Origin of the sequence: Amycolatopsis sp. NPDC049253 (assembly GCF_040678995.1) — a bacterium.
Taxonomy (GTDB): Bacteria; Actinomycetota; Actinomycetes; order Mycobacteriales; family Pseudonocardiaceae; genus Amycolatopsis.
Genome location: NZ_JBFAQX010000005.1, coordinates 239228 through 264275, shown reverse-complemented (window position 1 = coordinate 264275; position 25048 = coordinate 239228). Strand labels below are relative to the sequence as shown.

The 25048-nt window shown below is 70.8% G+C and carries 22 protein-coding genes; 8 read left to right on the top strand and 14 right to left on the bottom strand.

The features are described 5' to 3' along the window. Positions 1-25: 25 nt before the first annotated feature. The 5 genes from AB0K15_RS14535 to AB0K15_RS14515 all read right to left on the bottom strand — a co-directional run bounded on the left by AB0K15_RS14535 (position 26) and on the right by AB0K15_RS14515 (position 5695). On the bottom strand, positions 26-1195 hold the full coding sequence (locus AB0K15_RS14535; RefSeq protein ID WP_364049492.1) for a serine hydrolase domain-containing protein: 1170 nt from the start codon (positions 1193-1195) through the stop codon (positions 26-28). A 96-nt stretch (positions 1196-1291) separates the two neighbouring features. Beyond that, positions 1292-2485 carry an ABC transporter permease gene (locus AB0K15_RS14530; protein ID WP_364049490.1) on the bottom strand — a complete coding sequence of 398 codons (1194 nt, stop codon included), beginning with the start codon at positions 2483-2485 and terminating at the stop codon, positions 1292-1294. Continuing rightward, entirely contained in the window at positions 2482-3393 is a 912-nt protein-coding gene (locus AB0K15_RS14525) for an ATP-binding cassette domain-containing protein (RefSeq protein WP_364049488.1), read from the bottom strand. The genes AB0K15_RS14530 and AB0K15_RS14525 overlap by 4 nt, the downstream gene beginning before the upstream one ends. A gap of 87 nt (positions 3394-3480) precedes the next feature. Beyond that, positions 3481-5016 carry a glycerol-3-phosphate dehydrogenase/oxidase gene (locus AB0K15_RS14520; RefSeq protein WP_364049486.1) on the bottom strand — a complete coding sequence of 512 codons (1536 nt, stop codon included), beginning with the start codon at positions 5014-5016 and terminating at the stop codon, positions 3481-3483. A gap of 34 nt (positions 5017-5050) precedes the next feature. Next, a complete protein-coding gene (locus AB0K15_RS14515) occupies positions 5051-5695 on the bottom strand; it encodes a TetR/AcrR family transcriptional regulator (RefSeq protein WP_364049484.1) in 645 nt (214 codons plus the stop codon). Between the two features lie 217 nt (positions 5696-5912). Here AB0K15_RS14515 and AB0K15_RS14510 point away from each other — a divergent pair, with 217 nt between their 5' ends. The 3 genes from AB0K15_RS14510 (at position 5913) to AB0K15_RS14500 (ending at position 10183) form a co-directional block, all read left to right on the top strand. After that, positions 5913-7322: an FAD-binding oxidoreductase gene (locus AB0K15_RS14510; RefSeq protein ID WP_364049482.1), complete on the top strand. Its 1410-nt coding sequence runs from the start codon at positions 5913-5915 to the stop codon at positions 7320-7322. Positions 7323-8458: 1136 nt separating this feature from the next. Next, entirely contained in the window at positions 8459-9556 is a 1098-nt protein-coding gene (locus AB0K15_RS14505; RefSeq protein WP_364049480.1) for an S-(hydroxymethyl)mycothiol dehydrogenase, read from the top strand. Then, positions 9557-10183, top strand: coding sequence for a gamma-glutamylcyclotransferase (locus AB0K15_RS14500; RefSeq protein WP_364049478.1), 627 nt, complete (start codon positions 9557-9559; stop codon positions 10181-10183). Between the two features lie 48 nt (positions 10184-10231). On the opposite strand, the gene AB0K15_RS14495 is transcribed toward AB0K15_RS14500, so the two are convergent. Further along, on the bottom strand, positions 10232-11494 hold the full coding sequence (locus AB0K15_RS14495) for a peptidase C39 family protein (RefSeq protein WP_364049476.1): 1263 nt from the start codon (positions 11492-11494) through the stop codon (positions 10232-10234). Between the two features lie 122 nt (positions 11495-11616). Between AB0K15_RS14495 and AB0K15_RS14490 the strand changes: the two genes are divergently transcribed. Then, entirely contained in the window at positions 11617-12405 is a 789-nt protein-coding gene (locus tag AB0K15_RS14490; protein WP_364049474.1) for a hypothetical protein, read from the top strand. Here the strand turns inward: AB0K15_RS14490 and AB0K15_RS14485 are convergent. From AB0K15_RS14485 to AB0K15_RS14475, 3 genes are all read right to left on the bottom strand, one after another. Beyond that, positions 12402-12785 (bottom strand): PaaI family thioesterase, encoded by a 384-nt coding sequence (locus AB0K15_RS14485; protein ID WP_364049472.1) that lies wholly within the window; start codon positions 12783-12785, stop codon positions 12402-12404. The genes AB0K15_RS14490 and AB0K15_RS14485 overlap by 4 nt on opposite strands. Before the next feature lie 52 nt (positions 12786-12837). Next, the gene (locus tag AB0K15_RS14480) at positions 12838-14565 is read right to left on the bottom strand and encodes a TIGR03767 family metallophosphoesterase (protein ID WP_364049470.1); all 1728 of its coding nucleotides are present in this window, start codon (positions 14563-14565) and stop codon (positions 12838-12840) included. 161 nt (positions 14566-14726) lie between these two features. Beyond that, on the bottom strand, positions 14727-15206 hold the full coding sequence (locus tag AB0K15_RS14475; RefSeq protein WP_364049468.1) for a DUF4190 domain-containing protein: 480 nt from the start codon (positions 15204-15206) through the stop codon (positions 14727-14729). 124 nt (positions 15207-15330) lie between these two features. On the opposite strand from AB0K15_RS14475, the gene AB0K15_RS14470 reads away from it, so the two are divergent. Then, positions 15331-16266, top strand: a complete 936-nt coding sequence (locus AB0K15_RS14470; protein ID WP_364049466.1) for an FAD-dependent monooxygenase — start codon at positions 15331-15333, stop codon at positions 16264-16266. Here AB0K15_RS14470 and AB0K15_RS14465 read toward each other — a convergent pair. The 4 genes from AB0K15_RS14465 to AB0K15_RS14450 all read right to left on the bottom strand — a co-directional run bounded on the left by AB0K15_RS14465 (position 16224) and on the right by AB0K15_RS14450 (position 20995). After that, complete coding sequence (locus AB0K15_RS14465; protein WP_364049940.1) at positions 16224-17006, bottom strand: carbohydrate ABC transporter permease; 783 nt, start codon at positions 17004-17006, stop codon at positions 16224-16226. The two genes, AB0K15_RS14470 and AB0K15_RS14465, sit on opposite strands and share 43 nt — an antisense overlap. A gap of 44 nt (positions 17007-17050) precedes the next feature. Further along, positions 17051-17965 (bottom strand): sugar ABC transporter permease, encoded by a 915-nt coding sequence (locus AB0K15_RS14460; protein WP_364049464.1) that lies wholly within the window; start codon positions 17963-17965, stop codon positions 17051-17053. Then, positions 17962-19266 carry a sugar ABC transporter substrate-binding protein gene (locus AB0K15_RS14455; protein WP_364049462.1) on the bottom strand — a complete coding sequence of 435 codons (1305 nt, stop codon included), beginning with the start codon at positions 19264-19266 and terminating at the stop codon, positions 17962-17964. Before AB0K15_RS14455 ends, AB0K15_RS14460 begins: the two co-directional genes overlap by 4 nt. A gap of 100 nt (positions 19267-19366) precedes the next feature. Further along, complete coding sequence (locus AB0K15_RS14450; protein ID WP_364049460.1) at positions 19367-20995, bottom strand: long-chain fatty acid--CoA ligase; 1629 nt, start codon at positions 20993-20995, stop codon at positions 19367-19369. Positions 20996-21458: 463 nt separating this feature from the next. On the opposite strand from AB0K15_RS14450, the gene mihF reads away from it, so the two are divergent. Further along, complete coding sequence (mihF, locus tag AB0K15_RS14445; RefSeq protein WP_204093133.1) at positions 21459-21770, top strand: integration host factor, actinobacterial type; 312 nt, start codon at positions 21459-21461, stop codon at positions 21768-21770. A 103-nt stretch (positions 21771-21873) separates the two neighbouring features. Continuing rightward, positions 21874-23028 carry an isochorismate synthase gene (locus AB0K15_RS14440; protein WP_364049458.1) on the top strand — a complete coding sequence of 385 codons (1155 nt, stop codon included), beginning with the start codon at positions 21874-21876 and terminating at the stop codon, positions 23026-23028. 10 nt (positions 23029-23038) lie between these two features. On the opposite strand, the gene AB0K15_RS14435 is transcribed toward AB0K15_RS14440, so the two are convergent. Next, entirely contained in the window at positions 23039-23728 is a 690-nt protein-coding gene (locus AB0K15_RS14435) for a 4'-phosphopantetheinyl transferase superfamily protein (protein WP_364049456.1), read from the bottom strand. Between the two features lie 147 nt (positions 23729-23875). Here AB0K15_RS14435 and AB0K15_RS14430 point away from each other — a divergent pair, with 147 nt between their 5' ends. Continuing rightward, positions 23876-25045, top strand: a complete 1170-nt coding sequence (locus AB0K15_RS14430) for an acyl-CoA dehydrogenase family protein (protein WP_364049454.1) — start codon at positions 23876-23878, stop codon at positions 25043-25045. The last annotated feature ends 3 nt before the right edge of the window (positions 25046-25048 follow it).

Here is a 25048-nt window from a genome sequence, read left to right as displayed (position 1 = left end):
CCCGGAGACCGGGCCGTCCGTGGCCTCAGAGGCCGCCGATGGCGAGCGCGAGCTTCTGCACGATCTCGGGCTGGCCGTCGAAGTCCTTGTCCGTGGTGTTGATCGAGTAGACCGCGCGGCGCTGAAGGTCGCGGGTGGCCCAGATGCCGTTGGTGTAGCCGTAGCGGCTGCCGGTCTTGCCCCAGACGGTGACGCCGTTGACGGTCGAGGTCATCAGGCCCTGGCTGTAGATCGCGGGGTCGTCCGTGCCGAAGGTGGTCACGTCCGGCACGGTGAACATGCGCTGCAGCAGCGGGTTCGGCACCAGCCGGCCCTGGAACAGGGCGATCAGGAACTTGTCGAGGTCGCCCGCCGTGGAGATCATCTCGCCCGCGGCCCAGGGGATCGACTGGTTCATGCGCGTGAGGTCCACGAGCTGCCCGTTCACGACCTGGTAGCCGTGGGCGTAGGGCGCGGGCAGGTTCGGGTCGTTGCCGGGCACGGAGGTGTCGCGCAGGCCGAGCGGGCGCAGGATGCGGTCGCGCACCTCGTCGCCGTAGGAGTGGTGCGTGAGCTTCTCGACGAGCAGCCCGGCGACGAGGTAGTTGGTGTTCGTGTACTGCTGGCTCGTGCCGGGTGCGAAGACCAGGTCGTGCCGGAACGCCGTGGCCAGCACCTGCTGCGGGGTGAAAACCGTGTAGCGGTGGTCGACGATCCACTGTGGATCCTCGGGCAGATCGACGCCCGGCAGGCCGCTGGTGTGGTTGAGCAGTTGCGCGACGGTGATCCGCGGGTAGCCGGCCGGCAGCAGGCCCGGCAGGTAGCGCTGCACGGGCGCGTCGAGGTCGAGACGGTGCTCGGCCGCGAGCTGCAGCACGACGACGGCGGTGAACGTCTTGGTGATGCTGCCGATGCGGAAGTGCGCGTTCGCCGGGACGGGTGCCCCGGTGCTCAGGTCGGCTGTCCCGGACACGCCGCTCCACGCGCCGGCCGAGCCGCGGACCTGGACGAGCGCGCCGGTGGCCTGGGCGTTGGGCAGGCCGGCGATGGCGCCCGCCAGCGAGGCCGGGTTCATCGGCGGCAGCGTGTTCTTCGGGGGCACCGCGGAGTGTGAGAAGGACGGGGGCTCGGCGAGCGCGGCCGGGGTCACGGCGGCGGTGAGCAGGAGGGCGGCGCTCGCGGCCGCGGCGATGCGGATCAGCGGGTTTCTCTTCATGGCAGCGAGTCTTTCGACTGGCGAACGACCTGCCATCGGGGAGAAACCCGGGCTCGGTTACCTAAGGGTCAGCCGCGCGGGGCCGGCCAAGCGGGGTCAGCCGCGCAGGGCCTCGAACAGCTTCACCCGGCTGCCCACGCGCAGCACACCGTTGCGGTAGATCCGCGCCCCCACCCACGTCACGAGCGCGATGAGCGCCGCCGTCAGCACCAGCGACAGCACGATCTCCCACAGCTCGGCCGAACCCGTCGCGATCCGCGCCGGCATCAGCACCGGCGACAGCAGCGGGATGAGCGAGAGGATCTTCGTCGCCGCTCCGTCGGGCGACTGCGTGAGGAGGTTGATGCCCGCGACGAACCCGATGACCAGCGCGATGTTCACCGGCGCCACCACCGACTGCGTGTCCTCCTGGCGCGAGACGAGCGAGCCCGCCGCGCCGTAGATCATGGCGTAGAGCAGGAACCCGAGCAGGTACCAGACGACGCCCCACACCACCGCGCCCACGGCGATGCCCGAGATCGACCCCAGCACGCCGGTGCCCAGCGCCGCGGCGAGCCCGACCACGGCGAGGATCCCGAGCTGCGCCAGCCCGACCAGCCCGAGCCCGATCACCTTGCCCAGCAACAGGTGCCACGGCCGCACGGCCGACAGCAGGATTTCCACGACCCGGCTCGACTTCTCCTCCACGACGCCCTGCGCCACGAGCATCCCGTACGTGATGATGCTCAGGTAGAGCAACACCGCCACGACCACGCCGACCACGAGCTTCTGCCCGGCCCGCGGATCGCGCTTCTCCAGCGGCAGCACGTCGACGTGGGCGGCGGACACAGCCTGGTGCACGGCGACCGGGTCGAGGTCTGCGGCGGAGAGCTGCGCGTCGAGCACTTGCTGCTGCACGATCCCGTCGAGCGAGTGCTGCACGGTCGGGTCCACAGTGGACTTGACGGTGACGCGCAGCCGCGAGGCGCTGCCGGACACGAGCGCGTCGACGTCGCCGCTGCGGACCCTGGCGAGCCCGTCCTGTTCGGACGCGACGGTGACGACCTCGATCGTCTCCCCGCCCGCCTTCCCGGCGAGCTGCAGCTGCTGCGCGATACCTTGCGCCTGACCGGTCAGCGCGACCTTGGTCGTGGTGGCGGAACCGATGAGAAACGCCTGCAGTGCCACATATCCGACAAGCAGCAGCACCAGCACCACCGTGCTGACCACGAACGCTCGGGTGCGCAGCCGCGTGTTCACCTCGCGTTTCGCGACGAGCCGGACGGCCCGCGCGGCGCTGATGCGGCTCACGCCGGCTCTCCCTGGGCGACGGCGTCGCGGAACAGCTCTCCCAGCGATCGCCGCTGCCGGCTGAACTCCGTGACGGGCCCGGTGGCCAGCGCGGCGGCGAGCACAGCCTGGTCGTCGGCGCTCGAGGCCAGCTCCAGCACCGTGGTCGCGCCGGAAGACTCGACCACGCGAGCGCCGGGCACGGTCGACGCCCAGCCGGGCCGCGCGGCGGGCGCCGTGACCACGAGCCGGCTGCCCGCGCCGCGCGTGAGGTCCTCCACCGTGCCGACGGCGACCATGCGCCCGTCGCGGATGATGCCGACGCGGTCGCACAGGCGCTCGACCAGGTCGAGCTGGTGGCTGGAGAACACGACGGGCACACCGGTCGCCGCCTTCTCCCGCAGCACCACGCTCATCACGTCGACGGCGATCGGGTCGAGGCCGGAGAAGGGCTCGTCGAGCACCAGCACCTCGGGGTCGTGCACGAGCGCGGCCGCGAGCTGCACGCGCTGCTGGTTGCCGAGGCTCAGCTTCTGTACCTCGTCCTTGCGGCGTTCGCCCAGCCCGAGCCGCGCGAGCCACAGCTCGGTGGCGCGGTGGGCGTCGTTGGTGCTCAGGCCGTGGAGCTCCGCGAGGAATACGAGCTGGTCGAGCACCTTCATCTTCGGGTACAAACCGCGCTCCTCGGGCATGTACCCGATGCGCGTGCGGGTTTCGTGGGTCACCGGCTCGCCGGCGAAGCGGACCTCGCCGGAATCGGCCGCGAGCACGCCGAGCGCGATGCGCATGGTGGTGGTCTTGCCGGCGCCGTTGCTGCCGACGAAGCCGAACAGCTCGCCCGGCCGCACGTCGAACGTCACGCCGTCGAGGGCGAGCTTGCGGCCGTAGCGCTTGGAGATCGCGTCGATCTCGAGTGCTCCTCCTGGCAAAACCGCCCCCTCTCCGAACACCTGTGTGGACAGTGGTGAGCCCCGCGCCGCCAACTGTAGCGAACGGCGCGGGTCCTCTCCCGGTGTTCAGGACAGCCCGGCCAGGGCCTTCTCGACCAGCTCCGCCACGCGGGCGCGGGCGGCGTCGGCCTCGGCGGGCACGAGCGACAGGCGGGTGCGGCGTTCGAGCACGTCTTCGACGTCCAGGGCGCCCTCGTGGCGGACGGCCCACACGACCTCGGCCGCGGTGATCTGCGTGCCGTCGAACAGCGGCGCGGCGAACGTCCGGTCGACCTCGCCGAGGGCGGCGACGCGGGGAGCTTCCGTGCCGTACTTGGCGACCAGGCGGGCCGGGGCGTCCACAAGGGACAGCCGGGCGCGCGGGGCGGCGCCCAGCAACGGCAGGCGCGCGGTGCGCGATGGGCCGGCGTGCAGGCCCGAGTGCACCAGCGCCGCGTCGACGGCGTCCTCGGCCATCCGGCGGTAGGTGGTGAGCTTGCCGCCGACCACGGTGAGCACGCCGTCGGTGCCGGTGACCACGGCGTGCTTGCGGGAGAGGTCCGCGCTGCTGCCCGCGGAGCCGGCCACCAGGGGACGAAGGCCGGCGTAGGACCCGATCACGTCGGCGCGGGTCAGGGGCCGGGCGAGTACCGACGACGCCACGGACAGCAGGAAGTCCACATCGGACTCCGGCACCTCGGGCACCGGCGGGATCTCACCCTCGATGGGCTCGTCGGTGAGTCCCAAGTAGACGCGGCCGTCGACCTGCGGCAGCAGGAAGACGAACCGGTTGCTCTCGCCCGGCACGGCGACGTTCACCGACGTCCCGCCCACCGCGGCGGCGCCCGGCGCGAGGACCAGGTGCGAACCGCGCGAGGGGCGCAGCCGCACGGCGTCGGTGAGCGTGCCCGCCCACACGCCCGTGGCGTTGACGACCTGGCGGGCGTGGAGGTCGTACTCCGCCGAGCCTTCGCGCACGCGCACGCCGGTGCCCGAAAGCGACACGGCCTCCAGGTGCGTGAGGATCCGGGCGCCCAGCATCGCGGCCGTACGGGCGAGGTTCACGACCAGGCGCGCGTCGTCGACCAGGGCCCCGTCGTAGGCGAGCAGCGCGCCGCGTAGACCGGCGGGCGCGAGACCGGGAGCCAGCGCCACCGCCTCGGCCACCGGGATCTGCCGGGGCCGCGGCAGCACCGACGACGGCGTGCGCGCGGCCCGGCGCAGTGCGTCACCCGCGTGCAGGCCGGTGGCGATCACGGCCTGCTGCGCCCGGGAAGTACTGGGGTACAAGGGGAACAGCTGCGGCATGGCGCGCGTGAGGTGCGGCGCTGTGCGCGTCATGAGGATCCCGCGCTCGACGGCGCTCTCGTGCGCGAGCCCGAACTCGCCCTTCGCGAGGTAGCGCAGGCCGCCGTGCACGAGCTTGCTCGACCAGCGCGACGTGCCGAACGCCAGGTCGTGGGCCTCGACCAGCGCGACCGACAGCCCGCGGGCCGCCGCGTCGAGCGCGATGCCTGCGCCGGTGACGCCGCCGCCGACCACTATGACGTCCACCCGCTCACCGTTCGTGAGCCGGTCCAGCTCACGTTCGCGCCGGCGTGCGTTCAGTGAACCGGTGCTCATGCCGCCTCCGCGGGAAGGAGTACGTCGGCGGTGCTCATGGTTTCAACGCTGCGTCGACGAGGTACCGGAACTCGTCGAGCAGCACCTGCTCGTCGAGGTCCGCGGTGGCGGGCCGCAGAGAGAAGGCGAACGACTGCACGACCAGCAGGATCGAGCGCGCCTGCGCGGTGACCTCGGCCCGGCGCACGGAACCGTCGCGGTGCCCGGCCTCGAGCAGCTGGCGCAGCACCTGTTCGGCGAAGATCTGCGTGGCCCCGAGCCGCTCCACGATGTAGGGCAGCACGAGCTCCGGGTCGACGTCGAGCAGCGTGCGGAACAGCGGGTCGGCCGCCAGTGCGCTGACGCCGGCCGCCGCGATGAGCACGAGGCGTTCGCGGGTGTTGGCCGCGTCGTCGCCCGCGTGGCTGGCGTGCTTGAGCAGGCCGCTGAACTCGCGCGTCATCAGCGCGGCGAGCACACTGCGCACGTCGGGGAACCGGCGGTACACGGTCATGCGGCTCACGCGCGCGGTGCGCGCGATCTCGGCGAGCGTGGTGCGCCGGACACCGACCGCGAGCACGCACTCGCGCGCGGCGTCGAGCAGCACGTCGTCGGCAACGCGCGCTGAGGTCTGGCGGCTGCGGGCCCCCGCGAGGGCCGAGGGAGTCTCTCCCGGCGGGGAGTGACGTTTGACGTCCATATGTCACACTGTAGTCGTGAGTGATCTCATAAACCACCGCATCCGGCAGTCGTGGACCGGCGAGGGTGCTGGCGCCGCCTCGCTGCCCGATCGGGCGGTCCGGTGGCTCGGCCAGCGTATCGGCCCGGTGGGTGCTGATCGAGGGCGAAAACCGGATTCCGTCCCGAACCTGACCGGTTCTGCCCTTCCTGACCGGGCTCGCGAGGACCTTTCGGACGTGGTCGGCGCGGAGAACGTGCTGGTCGACGCCGACGAGCGGCTCGCGCGCGCCGGTGGTCTGTCCTATCTGGACCTGCTGCACCGCAGGCTCGGCGATTCGGTGCCGGCGCCCGACGCGGTGGTGCTGCCCGCGTCGCCGGAGCAGGTGCAGGCCGTGCTCGAGGTCTGCGTGCGGCACGACGTGGGGGTCGTCCCGTTCGGCGGGGGCACGTCGGTGGTCGGCGGCGTCGCGGCGCTGCGCGGCGGCAAGGCGGCCGTGATCGCGCTCGACCTGGTGCGGCTCGACGCGCTGGTGTCGGTGGACGAGCAGTCGCACCTCGCCGTGCTGCAGGCCGGCGTGCGCGGGCCCGAGGCCGAGCGGCTGCTCGGTGAGCACGGGTTCACGCTCGGCCACGTGCCGCAGTCGTTCGAGCGGGCGACCATCGGCGGGTTCGCGGCCACGCGCTCGGCGGGGCAGGCCTCGGCGGGTTACGGCCGCTTCGAGGACATGGTGGCCGGCGTCCGCGTGGCGACGCCGCAGGGCGAGTGGCGGCTGGGTGTCGCGCCCGCTTCGGCGGCGGGGCCGGACCTGTGCCAGCTCGCGGTGGGGAGCGAGGGTGCGCTGGGTGTGATCACGGAGGTCGCGCTGCGGGTGCGGCCGGTGCCTGCCGAGCGCCGCTACGAGGGCTGGGTGATCGACGGCTGGGCCGCCGGCGCCGAGGCCATGCGCGCGCTCGCGCAGAACCGCGCCACGGCCGACGTCACGCGACTGTCCGATGTGGACGAGACGGCGGTGTCGTTCGCCTTGAACGCGGGCCTGAAGACCTCCGCGCTGCGGGCGTACCTGGCGGCGCGGGGCGTGAAGCACCCCTGCCTGCTGATCGTCGGCTGGGAGAGCGACGTGCGGGCCCGCCGGCGCCGCACTTCGCGGTTCCTGCGTCGCGCGGGCGCCCTGCGGATCGGCGCCGCACTCGGCGAGTCGTGGCGGCACGGCCGGTTCTCGGGTCCGCGCCAGCGGGACGCGTTGATGGACCTGGGCGTGTGCGTCGAGACCCTGGAGACCGCCGCGTACTGGTCCCGGCTGGACGACCTGCACGACGCCGTGCGGGCGGCTCTGGTGGCTTCGCTCGGCCGCGCGATCGTGATGTGCCACGTTTCGCACGTCTACGAGACGGGCGCTTCGCTGTACTTCACGGTGCTCACCTCCCGCGACGACACCGACCCCGCCGGGCAGTGGCAGCGCGCCAAACACGCCGCCTCGGAGGCGATCGTCGGCCTCGGCACGATCACCCACCACCACGCGGTGGGCCTCGACCACGCGCCGTACCTGGAGCCGGAGATCGGCTCGCTCGGGCTGTCCGTGCTGCGCGCCGCGAAGTCCGCGGTCGACCCGACGGGGATCCTGAACCCGGGAAAACTGCTCGGCTGAACCTGGGCGCGCCCGCATGACCGGCCTCGACCTGAGCCCCCGCGTGGTTTCACTGAGCCGCGCACGGGCTCCGGCGGGGTCGTTCCGCGTGCGCGACCTCGGCGTGCTCCTGCACCGGCCGCCCGCGGCGTCGATGGCCGCCGGGGCCGATGCGCCGCCAACTGCTCGACCAGGAAGCCTGCCTCGGTTGGTCGAGGGGCTGCGCGTGGCTTTCTCTCTGGTCGAGTGACTGCGCGTGGCCGTTTGTGACCACTCGTCCGGGTTGTGGACAATTGCCCTCACTGGGTTCGCAGCACCAGTTTCTGTCGGGGGTGGCGGATAGACGGGGCATGGGCACGCCCCCGGGGAGGCTTTGGGTGCCAGGGGGCGTTGCAGCACCGGATCTCCGGGATTGCGATGGACTTCGAGGTTCGCAAGGACCGGTTACGGCAGGAATACGGCAGGTTGGTCCGGGACCGGGCCACCTATCTTGATCTTGTGAATCGCTGGCCGGCGGCGGCAGAAGGCCACGATCCGGCACATCGCCGGGGAGCCGGGCCGCGGCCCGTCCCGCGATCAGCCGGGGGCTGCGGCGCAGGTCGAACTCAACGCCCGCCCACGCAGAACGCTCGACTGGGGCACCCCGGCCGAGCGCCTCACCAACGCCGGACCCGTGTTGCGACCACCCCTGGAATCCGCCAGGGCGGGGTTTTGTCCCGGCCCGGCCCAGCGCCCACAAGCTGCGAAAGCTGGAGCCGAGCCGGCATCGAAAGCCTGGTCCTGGCTGGGGGTCGCCGAGGACATGAATGCGCAAATCCTCAACGCTTCTGGCCCTCCCCGCTGCAGGACACGGGCGCCGAGCTGGGGGACGCGGGGTTCCTGATCGAGCGCTCGTGGAACCTCGGCCCACGGACGCCGGGGCCGAGACGGACCCCGTGCGCTACGCCGCTCGCCCGCGAGCGGACGGGGTTTCTGGCCATCCGGGCGATTCCCGACCCGTGCGTCGGCTGGAGCGCAACCCCGGTTTCCCGAGGGTGAAAACAATCCCGAGCACCTCGTTGCCGAGATGCGACACCCACGCATCGTGGTATGGCCACGTGTGCATGTTCCGTGATTAGCTGCCCCGGCAAGCTTTCGGTGCCGGAAAGGGTGAGCGCATGCCGTACGAGGTCCAGGGGATCGTGTCCCGCGCGAAGGGCGAGCCGGTGGCGCTCGAGACCGTGGTGGTGCCGGACCCGGGTCCGGGCGAGGCGGTCGTGTCGGTGCAGGCCTGCGGGGTCTGCCACACCGACCTGCACTACCGCGAGGGCGGGATCAACGACGACTTCCCGTTCCTGCTCGGCCACGAGGCCGCGGGCCGGGTCGACAAGGTCGGCGCCGGGGTCACGGACATCGCGCCGGGCGACTACGTGATCCTCAACTGGCGCGCCGTCTGCGGCACGTGCCGGGCGTGCAAGCGGGGCAAGCCGTGGTACTGCTTCTCCACGTTCAACGCCGAGCAGCCGATGACGCTCACCGACGGCACGAAGCTGTCGCCCGCGCTGGGCATCGGGGCGTTCCTCGAGAAGACGCTTGTCCACAGTGGACAGTGCACGAAGGTGGACGAGCGGGCGGAACCCGCGGTGGCGGGCCTGCTCGGCTGCGGCGTGATGGCGGGACTCGGCGCGGCGATCAACACCGGCGCCGTGACGCGCGGTGATTCCGTGGCCGTGATCGGCTGCGGCGGCGTGGGTGACGCGGCCATCGCCGGCGCCAACCTCGCGGGCGCGACCACGATCATCGCCATCGACACCGACGACCGGAAGCTCGAATGGGCCAAGGGCTTCGGCGCCACGCACACCGTGAACAGCAAGGGCCTCAGCCAGGATGAGGTGGTGGCGGCCATGCAGGACGCCACGCACTCGTTCGGCCCCGACGTGGTCATCGACGCCGTCGGCCGGCCCGAGACGTGGAAGCAGGCGTTCTACGGCCGCGACCTCGCCGGCACCGTCGTGCTGGTCGGCGTGCCGACGCCGGATATGCGCCTGAACGACCTGCCCCTCATCGACTTCTTCGGCCGCGGCGGTTCGCTGAAGTCGTCCTGGTACGGCGACTGCCTGCCCTCGCGCGACTTCCCCATGCTCGTCGACCTCTACCTGCAGGGCCGGCTGCCGCTGGACAAGTTCGTCACCGAGCGTATCGGCGTCGGCGACGTAGAGCAGGCGTTCGAGCGCATGCACCACGGCGACGTCCTGCGCAGCGTCGTCGAATTCTGAGTGCGGCTCTTCACCGACGCCGACTACCCGGCCGTCCCCTACCCCGGGGCACGGCCGGGTACGTCGTTCGTCCACCTCGACGGCGCAGGCCACTCCCTGGACACCGCCCCACCCGGCTGGCGCGACCGGCTGCCCGTGCTGGCGTACGGGTCCAACGCGTGCCCGTCGAAGATCACCTGGTTGCGTGCCGAGCTCGGCCTGACCGGTCCCGTCGTGGCCGCCCGCGTGCGCTGCACCGGCCTGGCCGCGGTGTGGGCCTCGGGCCTGCGCAAGGTCGACGACCAGCGCCCCGCCACCCTCACCGCACGGCCCGGCGTCGAGCACCACTTCCTGTGGTTCGTCACGCCGGAGCAGCGCGAGGTCCTCGACGTCTGCGAAGGCCGCGGCACCCGCTACCACCTCGCCCACCTGGACGGCTACGCCGTCGAGACCTCCGATGGCGCACGGGTCGAGGGCGTCCACGCCTACGTCGGCGCCTCCGCTGTCCGCTACCCGCTCCTCGTCGACGGCCAGCCGGTCCGCGTCACCGACGTCCCCCAGGCCGAAGCCGCCCTCCTCCTCGGCGAGCCCGCGGGTGAACACGGCCTGAAGTGCACGGTGGTGGAGCCGGAGCAGATCTTCAGCTGAGCAGCTTGCGCCTCTCGATCCGCCCGGATCCCCTCGTCGGTGTCAGGCTCAGGCCGGCGTCACGATGTACACCACGCCACCCGGTCCACCGGCCACACTGCCGTCCGCCGTGTAGCGCTTCGTGCGCTGCCAGATCTTCTCGAACTGGTCGCGCTTGTACACGTTGCGGACGCGGGCGTCGGTGCTGGAGGCCGGGTCGTTGACGATCACGTCGCCGGCCTGGGTGAAGCCGACGACCACCATGATGTGACCGGCCGTGCCGTAGCCGGCGCCGTCGAGCTCGTCGGAGAGGAAGGACTGCGAGGTGATGACCGGGATGCCGCGGGCGATGTAGTCCTCGAGCTCGTTGAGGTCGTGCAGGCGCGTGATGTGGCCGCGCAGACCGAGGGAGGCGGCGTACGCGGTGTTGAACGGCCAGTTGCCGGTGCCGTCGTAGGCGTAGTCGTAGGTGTTGCGCGCGGCGTAGACGACGGACGGGTCGACGTAGTCCGACGGGATCCAGCTCATCTGCTGCGCGGTCGGCTTCTTGCCCCAGTACTCGGCGACCATCTCGGTGGACGTCGGGCTGCACCAGGCCTCACCGCCGCCGCCGTACTGCGGGAACTGTCCTTTGTGGATGTTCTGCGCGTACGCCGGCACCTTCAGCTCGATGCCCCGCGCGCGGCCCGGCTTGGTCGTCGCCACGTCGAAGCGGTCCGGGACGTTCGAGGTCATGGCGCCGAGCGTGGACACCGTCGGCGTCACCCGCGTGCCCGCCTCGCGGTAGAGGCTCACGCGCAGCTGGTAGGACCGCAGCGTGACGCCGGTCTTGGTGGCCAGCGTGTCGACGTCCACCGACGCGTTGTCGTCACTCTGGCCGTCGACGCTGGTGCGCTGGATGTCGGTGTCACCGCTGGCCCAGCGGCCCATCACGTACCAGGTCGTCTCCACGCCCGCCGACGTGCGGCCCTTCGCCTCGACCTCCAGCCACGTCTTCGCCGGCGTCAGCGCGTTCCACGACGCGATGAGCTGCGTCGCGTCGAACCCCTGCCGGAACAGCGGCGACGTCCACGAGCCGTACTCGTAGGTCTTCGTCGTGCCCAGCCCCGGCTCGGTGTGCTCGACGGTGCCCTCGGGCCGCGAGATGTGCAGCCCGTCGCGGCCCAGCGCCAGCCCGTCGAGGTGACCCGCGTGGAAACCCCCGCCGGACCACTCGTGGTAGTTGATCGCCTCGTCGTTCGCCGGGTGCGCCGGCGCCGCGTCGGCGACCTGCGTCGCTCCTGCCGTCACCATGGCGATCGACAATAGCGTGATCAAGCTCCGCACCCGCATGCCGTGCTCCGTCCCCGAGACCCCAGTGATAGCGAGAGATTTTCGCCTGTCGGGGCGGGTTCGTAAAGAGCCGACCAGGGCAAGGCTGTGAAATCGGTGGTGGTCGCCGGGACAATGAGGGCGTGCTGACTTCGTTTATCGAGCGGTGGACACCCGCGCCGGCCGCTGCCGTCGACTGGCTGCGCGAGCTGTCCGGCGACGACGGCCTGACCGGATTCATGCCGCCGGCGATGCCGGACGCGGCCTGGGTGCTCAACTCGATCTACGAGCACGAGCGAGGCCCGGCGGACATCACCTACCACGAACACCACCAGGCGCAGATCGCCGAAGGTGTCGTCGAACCGCACCTGATCGGCGACTACGACCTCGATGCCGTCTCGGTGACCACGGGCGGTGGACTGGGCCGCGAGGAGCACCCCGGCCCGGGCTGGCGGCGGCTGCGTTGGGCCGACCTCGCCGAACGCGTCGGCGATCCGATCGTGCCGGAAGGGGTGCTGCCCTGCTTCCGGTGCTTCCCGTCGGCCCAAAAGGATGGCAGCTGGCCCCTCGGCATCATCCCGCCCACCGAGGGCGCACTGGACCGCGAGACCTGGACCCGGCTGATCGGCCTCCTCGTCGAACACAGCGGTCCCGACACCCCGTGCGTTGCCTTCTTCGGCCCGGCGACTCGCGGGTTCGAGGACTACGAAACCGTCCGGGTCCTCACCGGACGCCTCGCCGACGCCGCGGTCCTCTACGACGACCCCGAGACGAACTTCAGCCCGTCCAACCTCTGGGTCGCGGACCACTCGTGGTGCTTTTGCACCGACTACGACCGCTGGGGCACCAAGGTCGCCGGCTCGCCGGAGCTGATCGAAGCGTTGCTCAACGACGCCGAGCTCGAAGCCGTCCGGCTCCCCTGGAACACCTAGAGCACCGCCTGCGTCTGGGTCACCTTCGCGACCAGCTTCCCCTCGTCGTCGTGGATTTCGGTTTCCACGACGACCACGCGGCGGCCCGCGTGCAGCGGCCGGGACGACGCGATCGCATAGCCCGAACGGACGGCACGCAGGAAGTTGGTCTTCGACTCCAAGGTCGTGGTGCCCGAGGCGCCAGGAGGCAGATTCAGGAACGCGCACACCGCACCCGTCGAGTCGGCCAGGGACATCAGAACGCCGCCGTGCAGGGTCCCGCCGAGGGTGCACAGCGAGGCGTCCCAGGCGAGGCGGGCGCGGACGAGCTCGGGGGTCTGCGACAGTGCTTCGAGGCCCAACCGCTCGGCGAACGGCATGGTCTGGAACAGCTCGGTCATGCCGCACACCTAACCGCAGCCAGGCGCGCAGCGTCGATTACCCGCGAGGTAATCAACCGAGCGGGTTGGTGAGCAGCAGCTCCGTGTTGTGGTCGCCATCGGAACCGACGCGGCCCAGGTCCACGTGGATGTCGTTGTACGAGAGCTCGCGGTAGAGCGAAGCCAGGGCAGCAGGCGTGCGCGCGGAGTAGTCCACGGCGTAAGGCGCGTCAGCTTCGATCAGAGTGGTGAAGATCGACAGGGTGCCGTCGCCGTTGTCGGCCAGTTCGAGGATGCGCGCGTGCTGCGGGAAGTCGACGTGGGATGCGGTGTTGATCTCCCAGAAGCTCTGCGCGGGCGTCTTGCCGACGTGCGGGGTGATCTTGTTGAGGTGCGTGTGGCCGTTGACCCACGCCACCACGTTCGGGAAGCGGTTGAGCAGCCCCACGAACGCGTCGCCGTTCAGGCGCGGCTCCACCAGGTGACGCGAGTCGGGCAGGAGGTTGCCCATGGTGTCGCTCGTGTGGTGGCTGAACAGCACGAGCAGCTCGTCGGTCACCGACTGCTTCACCTTGCGGCCGAAGAAGTCGTAGTACGTCGAACAGTTGCGCTTGAGCGTCGACTCCACCCAGTTGAACTGGCCGAGCCCGATCGAGCCGTCGGCGAAACCGCCCAGCGTCGTGGTGTCGAGGCTGATGCCGGTGACACCCGGGGCGATGCGGAACGTGTAGTAGACGTTGCGACCGTCGGCGTTGTTCTCCGAGAAGCCGTGGCCGACCGGGCCCGGGCCGGTGTTGCCGGCTTCCAGGTGCGCGGTCACGAACTCCGCCGTGGTGAACGGCCGCCGGCGCGCGTCGGGTGTGACCTCGCGGATCGTGCCGGTGCCGCCGAACAGCTCGAACAGCGGCACGCTCTTGCCGCTGTTGATGGCCGCGCCGAGTTTCTTCGCGGTGCTCTCGTCCTTGCCGATCACCTTGTACCGGCTCGTGTACCAGTTCTCGATGCCCGGGATGCCTTCCGGCAGCGTGCCGACCACGCTGTCGTCGTGGTTGCCGAACGTGCAGAACCACGGCACGTCGAGCCCGGGCGCGGTGAAGGGCGCGATGCCTGCTTCGAGCAGACCCGGCAGCTGCGGGAAGCCCTTGTTCGAGTAGTCGTCGGCGAGCGGCGTCGACGGGTTCCAGAACGCGTCGTTGCCCGAGGCCTGCACACCTTCGTATCGGCTCGGGTCACCGGAGTTCGGCGTGATGGCGCCGCCGTTGAGGCTGGTGAGGAACCAGTCGAGCTCCAGCAGCTCGTGGTTGTCGGTGTTGTCCCCGGTGGTCACGAGGAAGTCGAACGGCCGGCCGGTGAACGGTCCCTTCGCGACGCTGTTCACCCGCTGCACCAGCGCGCTCGTCGCGGTCGTGCCGAGGGCTTCCTGCGGCCGGTGCGCCGAGCTGACGTACGGGTGCAGGTACTCGAACCGCGCCGGCGACTCGGTGTCGGTGATGTGCAGGTCGGTGAACTGCACGAACGCGCCCAGCGCCGTCCGGCGGTCGTCGCGGCCGTCCTTCGGGGCGGCGAGGTCGGCGCGGACCACGAGCGGCCAGCCGGGGCCGCCGGTGAGGCGCGAGTACGTGGCCGTGCCGGGGGTGATGGCGGTGGCGACCTGTTCGAGGGTCGTGCCGGCGGTGCTGACGGTGCGCGAGGCCGTGCGCTTGAGCGCCCGGTCGAGCGCGTTGGCGGTCGGGGTGCACAGCAGCAACCCCACGCCCGCGGCACCTGCCGCGGTGAAAGTCCGCCTGGTCAGCTGGGCCATCTTCGCTCCCCGGTGTCGGCTGCCCAGCACGCTGCCGGACGGCGGTGGACCTCCGGTGAACGCAACGTGAATCTCGCTCACATTCACCGTGACAGTGCGGCTGACTCTGTCACAGGCACCGCGGTTCGGCTACCCGACGAAGGTGGGTTGAGAGGGGAGGTTCAGCAGTAGAACGCGCACGACGTACTCGTCGCCGCGATCGCCGCGAAGAACAGCACAAGGAAGATCACGGCCGGGATCGCGGCGATGATCCCGCAGACGAGCCCGGCGATGCCCATGCCCTGACCCGTGTAGCCGGGCTTCTGCGCCTGCACCATGCCCGCCCACGACAGCCCGATCGCCGTGAACGCCGCCACGACATCCCAGAACGGCACCCAGAACGTGATCAGCGCGAGGATCCCGATGATCATCCCCGCGATCGCCATGCCGCTCGTGCGCAGCGGCACGTAGCCCGGGAACGGCCCGTACGGCAGGGGCTGCGACCCCGGGTACGGCCCTGAGTACGGCCCCGAAACCGGCGCGGAGTACGGCACGGGCAGCGGCGCCGAGGGCTGCTGCTGGGGCTGCTGGGGCGTCGGGTAACCGTCTGCGCCGTAGAACTGGCCCTCTTGGTGGGGCTGCTGCTGGTACGGATCGGTCATCGGGTGCTCCAGGTTCCGGACGTCGGGTACAAAGAGCTTATGGGGGATGCGGTGGTCGTCGGGGGCGGAATCGGTGGATTGACCCCCGCGATCGGGTTGCACCGGATCGCGGTGGCGCGTCACCGTGCTCGACCGCGCGGCCCGCTGGAGCGATGACGGAGCGGGGATCTCGCTCGCCGCCAACGGCATGCGGGTGCTCACCGAGCCGGGGCTCGGCGACGCGATGGCGGCCGTGAGCCGCACCCAGTACGGCGGCGGCGTGCGCACGCGCGGCGGCCGCCGGCTGCAGCGCCTCGAAGGCCACAAGCTCGAACGCGAGGTCGGCTTCGCGATCACCGACGTGAGCCGCCGCGACCTGCGCGAACTACTGCTCGACGCGCTCCCGGAGGGCGTGCACGACGTCGGCTCGCCGGTCGTCTCGGCGGACCCGGAGACGGGCACCGTGCGGCGCGAGGACGGCACCACGCTGCGAGCCGACCCGGTCGTGCCGCGACGGGTGCCCAGCGTGCTGCGCCGGCACGTCGAGCCCGTCGATTCGGTGACCGGCGGCTACACGGTCGTGCGCGCGGTCGTCGACGATCCCGGCGGCGTCGAGGGGGACTTCGAGCTCAGGTGGGGCGCCGGCCTCGAGTTCGGGTGCGTGCGGCTGGTCTTCGCCACGCCGCAGGAAGCCGTTCTGCGCCACGGGATCCGCGTGCTGCCGCGGCCCTTGGCCACTTTCGTGCGCGGCAAGCTCGTGCTCCTCGGCGACGCCGCCCACCCCGTGGTGCCGAACCTCGGGCAGGGCGCGTGCCTGGCGCTGGAAGACGCGCTCACGCTGGTGCCCTACCTCCAGCAGGACCCGGCCACCGCGCTGGGCCGCTACGACGAGGTCCGCGTGCCGGTCGTGAAGGCCGCGCGCCTGGCCGCCCGGATGTCGCTGCACCTGCCGGCGGCGCTGCGCGACGCTCCTGCCGCTGCCCCCGACCGTCACGGCGAGGGCGTCGACGAGGGTGGTGCGCTGGGGCCCGCCGCGGCTCAGCCCTTCAGCCCCGACTCCGTGACCCCGCGCACGAGGTAACGCTGCAGGAACGCGAACAGCAGCACGATCGGCAGGATCGACACCGCCGCGGCGAGGAAGAGCAGGTTCAGCTGCGGGTTCTGCGAGGTCAGCAGGCCGGACAGCGCCACCTGCACCGTCCACGAGTCCGGCGACTGCGCGATGATCAGCGGCCACAGGAACGCGTTCCAGCTGCCGATCACCGAGATCACGGCGATCGCGGCGAAGAAGCCGCGCGAGTTGGGCACCACGATCCGCCGGAACACGCCCCAGCGCGTGAGCCCGTCGACGCGGCCGGCTTCCTCCAGCTCGCGCGGGAAGTCGAGGAAGTACTGGCGGAACAGGAACACGCTGAACGCGCTGAACAAGCCCGGGATCACCAGGCCGCGCAGGTCCGAGAGCCAGCCGAGCGAGGACACCACGACGAAGCTCGGCACGAACGTGACCGACGTCGGGATCATCAGCGTCGCGAGCACCGCGTAGAACACGGTTTTCGAGTGGCGGTAAGGGATCCGCGCGAATCCGTAGCCGGCGAGCGAGCAGATCACCAGCAGCCCCAGCGTCTGCAGCGTCGCCACGACCGCGGAGTTCAGCAGGCTGCGCGCGAACGGCACGTCCTCCAAAGAGAACAACCGGGCGAAGTTCTCCCAGTGCACCTGCCGAGGCCACAGCGTCCAGTCAGGCGCCGTGATCTCCGCGCGCGAGGCGAGCCCGTTGCGCAGCAGCAGGTAGAACGGCAGCAGGAACAGCGCCGCGGCCACGATCAGCGCCGTCCAGCGCAGCACGGCCTTCACGACGGCGCCGTTCACGAGAGGGCACCGCGGTCGAAGCGGAACAGCCTGCCCTGCACCAACGTCACGAGCGCGATGAGCAGCGCCAGCAGCACCGCGCCCGCGCTGCCGCGGCCCAGGTCCTGGCCGCCCGAACCCAGCGACGTGTAGTAGAGGTACACCAGCGGCGGCCGCGCGAACGGCGGATAACCACGGGAGTCGCCCATGATGTTGTAGAACTCGTCGAACGCCTGATACGCGTTGATCAGGTTCAGCAGGAGCACGGCCACGGACGTCGCGCGCAGCTGCGGCAGCGTGATGTGGCGGAACACCTGCCAGCCCGGCTTCGCGCCGTCGAGCCACGCGGCTTCGTAGAGCCGGCCCGGAATCCGTTGCAGCGCCGCGAGGAACAGAATCATGTAGAACCCGAGCTGCAGCCACAACCGCGCGGTCACCAGCACGATCCAGTACAGCGGCGGGTCGACCGTGCCCGTCCACGCCACCGGGTCGGCGCCGAACAGGCCCAGCACGGTGTTGGCCAGGCCGTAGCGCACGCCGGAGAACAGCGACGTCTTCCAGACCAGCGAAGCCACCACGTACGAGCAGGCGAACGGCAGGAAGAACACCGACCGGAAGAACGCGCGCGCGAACCTCAGCTGGTGCACCCCGACCGCGAGCGCGAGCGACAGCACGAACGTGAGCGGCACGATCGCGAGCGCGAACACGCTGAACGTGCCGAGGCTCGCGAGGAACGGCCCGTCGGTGAGCATGTGCGCGTAGTTGTCCAGTCCCACGAACACGCTGGGCGTCACGGTGTTGCGCGCGTCGAAGAACGACAGGTACACGCTCCAGCCCATCGGCAGGTACGCGAACACGGCCAGCCCGATGAGAAACGGGCCGACGAACCCCCAGAACGCCAGCGTGTCCCGGGTCTTCCGGGACACGCTCATCCGAACAAGCGCTTCAGCTCGGACTGCGCGACCGTCACCGCCGCCTTCGTCTGCGCCACCGGGTCGGCGCCTTCCTTGGCGATCTTCGCGACGGCGTCGGACAGCGCGGTGTTCGCCTGCTGGGTCCACACCGGACCGCCGACCAGGTGGCTGTTCTCCTTCACGAACCGCGCGACGTCGGCGGCCGGGCCCGAGCGCAGCGTGTCGGCCTTGTCGATCAGGCTCTGGCGCGCCGGCACGTGGAAGCCGAAGCGTGTGGCGAACTCCAGCTGATCGGCCGTCTGGTCGATCCACAGCCACTTCACGAACGCCTTGGCCTCGGCCACGTGCTTGCTCTTCGCGTTGACCATCGCTCCGTACGCGCCGACCGGCACCGAAGGCGCGCCGCTGTTGTCCAGCTTGGGGAAAGGGAGTACGGCGAAGTCGTCGTTGAACGCGTCGCGGATCTTCGGCATGTTCCACAGGCCGGTCCACTGCATCGCGCACAGGCCGTCGACGAACGCGCCCGGGTCGGACCAGTCGGTGGGCGCGCCGAGCAGCAGGGAGTTGTTGGCGTTCAACGTGCGCAGCTTGCTCAACGCGGTGGCCGCGCGCGGGTCGTCGAAGCCGACCTCGCGGCCACCGGGCTTGAGGTAGTCGAGCCCGGCCGACCACAGCAGCGGGCCGGTCAGCGTGCCGACGCCGCCGTCGTTGCCCGCGAACAGGCCCTTCACGCCGTCGCGCGAGAGCTTGCCGGCGGCGTCCACCAGCTCGTCCACGGTCTGCGGCGGCTGCACGCCCGCGGCCTGCAGCAGGCTCGGGCGGTAGAAGAGCACCTGCGTGTCGGTGGCCTGCGGGATCCCGTAGACCTTGCCCTCCACGGTCTGCGCGGCCAGCACGGCGGGGCTGAAGTCGTTCTTCACCGGGCCGATGAGGTCGTCGAGCGCCACGACCTGGTTCTGGCGCACCCAGTCGATCTTCACCTGCGCCTCGAACACGTCGGGCACGGCGCTGTTCTGCAGCGCGGTCACGATCTTCGAGTCGTAATCACCCGGGTTCCACTGCACCTTCACGGTCGCGCCCGGGTACGAGGCCGCGTAGCCGCGCACCGCGTCCTGCACGCCGTCTTCGCCGTACGCGTGGTACCACTGCTGGAGCGTGACCTTCGCGGGCGCTTGTGACGGCGGCGGCCCGGCCGACATCGCCGTGGACGGCGGCGGGTCGCCCGGACGCCCGGTGTTCGAACCGCACGCGGCCGCGACCGCGCCCACTGCCGCCGTTCCGGCGAGGGCCAGGAACGACCTCCTGCTGCGTGACTGCATCCCCGTACTTCCTCCGACGTGCTCCGACGCCTGCCTTGAGAGCGTCAGACTCCCTCAAGACAGGCGCCGGATGAACTGCGACTCGCCGGAGATTTACCCGTTAGAGCTGTGAGATGTCGAGCTTTCCCTCTGAGTAGGACGCGCGGATCCGCTTCTTGTCGAACTTGCCGACGCTGGTCTTGGGCACTTCGTCCACGAAGGTCCAGTTCTCCGGCAGCTGCCACTTCGCGACCTTGTCGGTCAGGTAGTCGCGCAGCTCCTCCGCCGTCACCTTCTGGCCTTCCTTCACCACGACGGCCACCAGCGGGCGCTCGTCCCACTTCTCGTCGGGGATGCCGACCACGGCCGCCTCGGCGACGGCCGGGTGCCCCATGACCTGGTTCTCGAGGTCGACCGACGAGATCCACTCGCCGCCGGACTTGATCACGTCCTTGGCGCGGTCGGTGAGCGTGAGGTAGCCGTCGGGGCTGATCTTGCCGACGTCACCCGTGCGCAGCCAGCCGTCGTGGAACTTGTCCGGGTCGATGGCGTCGCCGCCGTAGTAGGCGCCGGCGATCCACGGGCCCTGCACCTCGAGCTCGCCCACGGCCTCGTTGTCCCACGGCAGTTCCTCGCCGTTGTCGCCGATCAGGCGCGCGGCCACCGACGCCGGGAACCGGCCCTGCGTGTAGCGGTAGGCCCAGCGCTGCTCGCCGGTCGCGCTGCCCGGCGGACGCGCGACGCTGCCCAGCGGCGACGTCTCGGTCATGCCCCACGCGTGCAGGATCGGCACGTCGTAGCGCTCCTCGAACGCGTGCATCAGCGAAGGCGGCGCGGCCGACCCGCCGACCACGACCTCACGCACGTGGGAGATGTCCTGCGGGTTCGCGTCGAGGTGGGCGAGCAGGCCCTGCCAGATCGTGGGCACGGCCGCCGCGAAGGTCGGCTTCTCGGCCGCCAGCATCGCCGAGATCGGGGCCGGCTGCAGGAAGCGGTCGGGCATGAGCAGCGACGCGCCGACCATCATCGCGGCGTACGGCAGGCCCCACGACATCGCGTGGAACATCGGCACGATCGCCAGCGCGGTGTCCTCCTGGGCCAGCCGCATGCTGTCGGTCATGCAGACCTGCATCGAGTGCAGCCAGATCGAGCGGTGCGAGTAGACGACGCCCTTCGGGTCGCCCGTCGTGCCGGACGTGTAGCACATCGCGGCGGCCGACCGCTCGTCGATCTCGGGCCAGTCGAACTCGCTCGGCTGGGCGGCCAGCAGCTCGTCGTAGGAGTGCACGGTGATGCCCTCGGGCGCCTCCAGCGTCGAGGCGTCGCCGTTGGCCACGATCACGTGCTTGACGGTGGTGAAGTGCGGCAGCTGCTTGGCCAGCAGCGGCACCAGCGTGCCGTCGACGATCACCACGTGGTCCTCGGCGTGGTTCGCGACGAAGGTGAGCTGCTCGGGGAACAGGCGGATGTTCAGGGTGTGCAGCACCGCGCCCATCGCCGGCACCGCGAGGTAGGCGGCCAGGTGCTCCGCGTTGTTCCACATGAACGTGCCGACGCGCTGGTCGCTCGTCACGCCGAGGGTGCGCAGCGCGTTGGCCAGGCGGGCGGCGTGCTGCCCGAGCTCGGCGTAGGTCTCCCGGCGGGCTTCTGAACCGGTCCAGGTGATGACTTCGCTCCGCGCGTGGACCTTCGTGCCGTGGCGCAGCAACTTCGCCAGCGAAAGCTGCCCGTCCTGCATCGTGCTCAACATGGGTGACTCCCGTGGTGCTCGTTCGCCGGTGAACTGGGGTGCCGCCGACTCTAACGGCGGACAGGGCGCCGGGGCATGGTCAACTCGGGCAACCGTTCGGTCACGGCCATCCCCGTATCGGGTGGCGGCCTCCTGCGTCCATGATCAACTGCATACTGGAATTTTCCTTGCAGGGCAACAAAAAATGGCGTCGTAACCGTGTTGAAATAGAGCCTCATTCGGGTGAGGTAATGGCGTCGAAAACGAGGGAGGTCTGACGTTTCCGCAGGCTGCGAGGGGTCCCCTCGTGACTTGTCCACCGGGTGGTCGGAGGGTGATAAGTGCGTGTCGGTTGCGCGCTCTTCGAAGGTGTGGCGTTTACTGGGGCCGTGGTAAGAGACGGCTGGCCAGCGCTTGCGCTTGCAAGCATCGGAAAAAAGCCGTCGGCCGCGCAAGCGGAGACCTGAGAGGAAAGGACACTACGTTGGCTCTGCCCACGTTGACTCCGGAGCAGCGCGCCGAGGCCCTCGCCAAGGCGGCAGAGGCTCGTAAGGCGCGTTCGGAGCTGCTCGCGTCGATCAAGTCCGGCACCACGAGCATCGAGAAGGTGCTCAAGCAGGCCAAGGAGAACAAGACCATCGGGAAGACGAAGGTCACCCAGCTGCTCAAGGCCGTCCCCGGCCTGGGCGCGGTCAAGGTCGCCGCGCTGCTCGAGCAGGCGGGGATCGACCCCGACCGCCGGGCCGCGGGCCTCGGCGAGCGCCAGCGCGAAGCTCTGATCGACGCGCTGAAGTAGCACTCCGGGACGACCGCGGGGAAGGTGCGCGCCGAGTGCGCCGAAGGTGTTCTTCTGGCAACACTTTCCCCGCGGAGCTCCCGGATCCTGGGACGCTGGAGCGGTGACGACCAGTACCGCACCGGCGACCCCGGTCGAGACAACCGTCCGCTACCAGCGCGGCGACTTCCTGTTCGCGACGGCCCGGCGAGCGCTCCTCGCCCAGGGTTCGGTCGCTGCCGTGACCGACACCGATCCACGGCGGCTGGCCCGGACCGTGGCCGAAGAGCTGACCAGCTCGGGCGTGCCGCTCGCGGTCGGGGTGCTGCCCTTCGACACCGGCCCGGACACGACCACGCCGGGTCATCTCGTCCTGCCACGCACGGTCCACCGGGCGCAGGCCGAGGGCGAGGACAGTGGCGTCGCCGCGTCGGAAGACCTGCCCGCCCCGAGCGTCACCCGTGAGGTGCCGTCCGAGGAGGGTCACAAGGCCAACGTGCGAGCCGCCGTGGCGGCCCTGCGCGACCGTGGCCTGCGCAAAGCCGTGCTCGCCCGGGCGCTGGAGCTGGAGTTCGCTTCGCCGGTGCCGGTCGAGAAGATCGTGCGCAACCTGGCGCGCGGCAACCCGCGCCACTTCACCTACGCCGCCGAGCTGCCCGGCGGGCGCACGCTCGTGGGCGCCACGCCCGAGCTGCTGCTCTCCCGTGCCGGCGACTCCGTGTACACGACCCCGCACGCCGGGTCCATGCCGCGCTCGGCGGATCCCGTCGCGGACCGCGCCAACGGCGAGGCCCTCCTGGCGTCCGCGAAGGACCAGGAAGAGCACGCCGTGGTGATCGACTACGTCGTGGAGGCCCTGCGGCCGTTCTGCCGCAAGCTCGACGTGCCGTCGGCCCCGGAGCTCGTGTCGACGCCCGCCATCTGGCACCTGCGCACGGCCATCACCGGCGAGCTCGTCGACCGCTCCGTCACCGCCCTCGACCTCGCCGCGGCCCTGCACCCGACCCCCGCGATCTGCGGCACCCCGACCGCCGCCGCGCGCGACCTGGTCCAGGAGCTGGAGCCCTTCGGCCGCGGCTACTACGCGGGCAGCGCCGGCTGGGTCGACGCGGTGGGCGACGGCGAGTGGGCCGTGGCGATCCGCTGCGCGGAAGTGGCGGACACGTCGATGCGGCTGTACGCGGGCGGCGGCATCGTGCCGGCGTCGGACCCGCAGGCGGAGTTCGACGAGACGATTGCGAAGTTCCGGACGCTGCTGGGCGCGATGGGGCTCGACTGACCCGTGCGAGTCAGGGGAGCCAGTGCTCCTCGGTGACCTCCAGCGCCTCCGCGGTGAGGGCGGCGACGGCGGCGCGGTGACCCTCGGCGGCCTTGAGGTCCGCCAGGCGGGTGCGGGCCGGGTCCAGCGCCGGGTCGCCGGAGGACACGAGCTCGGCGGGAGCGTCGTAGGGCGAGAACGTGATGCTCTGCAGCGGGATCTTCAGGCCCTTGCCGGTGGCCTTCATGACGGCCTCCTTGCGGGTCCAGTAGACGAAGAAGGCGGCCGACCGCGAAGCCTCGGGCAACCCCGCCACGGCCTGCTGCTCGGCCGGGCTCAACGCGTACTCGACGAGCGACTTGTCGGCCCGGCGCGAAGAGGTCTCGACGTCCAGCCCCACCGGCACGCCGTCCGTGGCCGCCACGCCGACGAGCTGACCCGAATGGGAGATGGACAACGTCAGGTCCGAGCCGGGCACGCGGGGCCGGCCGTGGGGCTTGCCGCAGTCCTCGCAGGTGGCGTCGAAGACCACGGACTCCACCGGCACGCCCAGGCGCGCGGCGGTGAGCGTCTTGGCCAGCACGCGGCCGGTCAGGAAGCGGCGCTTGTCCAGCTCCAGCCGGTAGGCCTCGTAGCGGCCGCGCTCGAGCTCGTCGAGCAGCCGCAGGAAGCGGTCCTCCGCTGCCAGCGGCTCCGACCACCGGACCACGATCTGCGTCATCTGGCACCCTCCTCGTCCACCCTCGATCTTCCCGGCGCCGGGGCGTGTTGTCACGGTAACCGGCCAGGTACTGGGGGGACCCCGAGACAACGCGGTACCCTCGGCTAAGCAAGCGCTTAGCCGCACGGCTTGGAAAGGGACGACTCGATGGATTTCACCCTGAGCACCGAAGAACGCGAAGTGCGCGACTGGGTGCGCACGTTCGTGCAGCGCGAGCTCGTGCCGCGTGAGCAGGAGGTGCTCCGCCGCGAGCGCGCCGGCCAGCCGGGGGTCACGGCCGAGGAGCTGACCCAGCTGCAGCTCAAGGCGAAGGAATCCGGCTTCTGGGGCGTGCTCACGCCGGAGGAGTACGGCGGCATGGGGCTCTCGGCTGTGATGGCCGCGCTGCTGGAGGCCGAGCTGGGCCGCACCTTCGTGCCGTTCCGCTTCGGAGGTGCCGCGGACAACATCCTCTTCCACGCCAACGAGGAGCAGAAGCAGACCTACCTGCTGCCGACGATCTCCGGCGAGCGCAAGTCGTGCTTCGCCATCACGGAACCCGGCGCCGGCTCCGACGCGAAGGCCATCCGCACCACCGCGCGCAAGGACGGCTCCGACTGGGTCATCAACGGCGAGAAGACCTTCATCACCGGCGGCAACGAAGCCGACTTCGTGATGGTCTTCGCCATCACCGACCCTGAGAAGGGTGCCAACGGCGGCGTCACCTGCTTCCTCGTTGACCGCGAGATGGGCTGGAAGTCCGAGTACATCGACACGATGGGCGAGTGGGGCCCGGCGGCGCTGGTGTTCCAGGACGTGCGCGTGCCCGAGACGCAGATCCTCGGTGAAGAGGGCCGCGGCTTCGAGCTCGCGATGCAGTGGATCGGCCAGGGCCGCTACCTGCTGCCCGCCCGGGCGATCGGTTCGTGCGAGCGCCTGATCTCGATGGCCATCGAGCACGCCAACACGCGTGAGACGTTCGGGCAGAAGATCGCCGAACGCCAGGCGATCCAGTGGATGATCGCCGACTCCGGCGTGGAGCTCGAAGCGCTGCGCTGGCTCGTGCTGCACGCCGCGTGGCAGGTGGACCAGAAGATGGACTCGCGCCACGCGCAGTCGATGGCGAAGCTCTACGGCGGCCAGAAGGCCAACGAGATCGTGGACCGCGTGCTGCAGATCCACGGCGGCATGGGCTACACGCGCGAGCTGCCGGTGGAGCGCTGGTACCGCGAGCTGCGGCTGCTGCGCATCTACGAGGGCACCGACGAGATCCAGCGCCGCACCATCGCGCGCAACCTCCTCAAGGGCCACGTGAAGGTCGGCGGCGCGCTCGGCTGACGC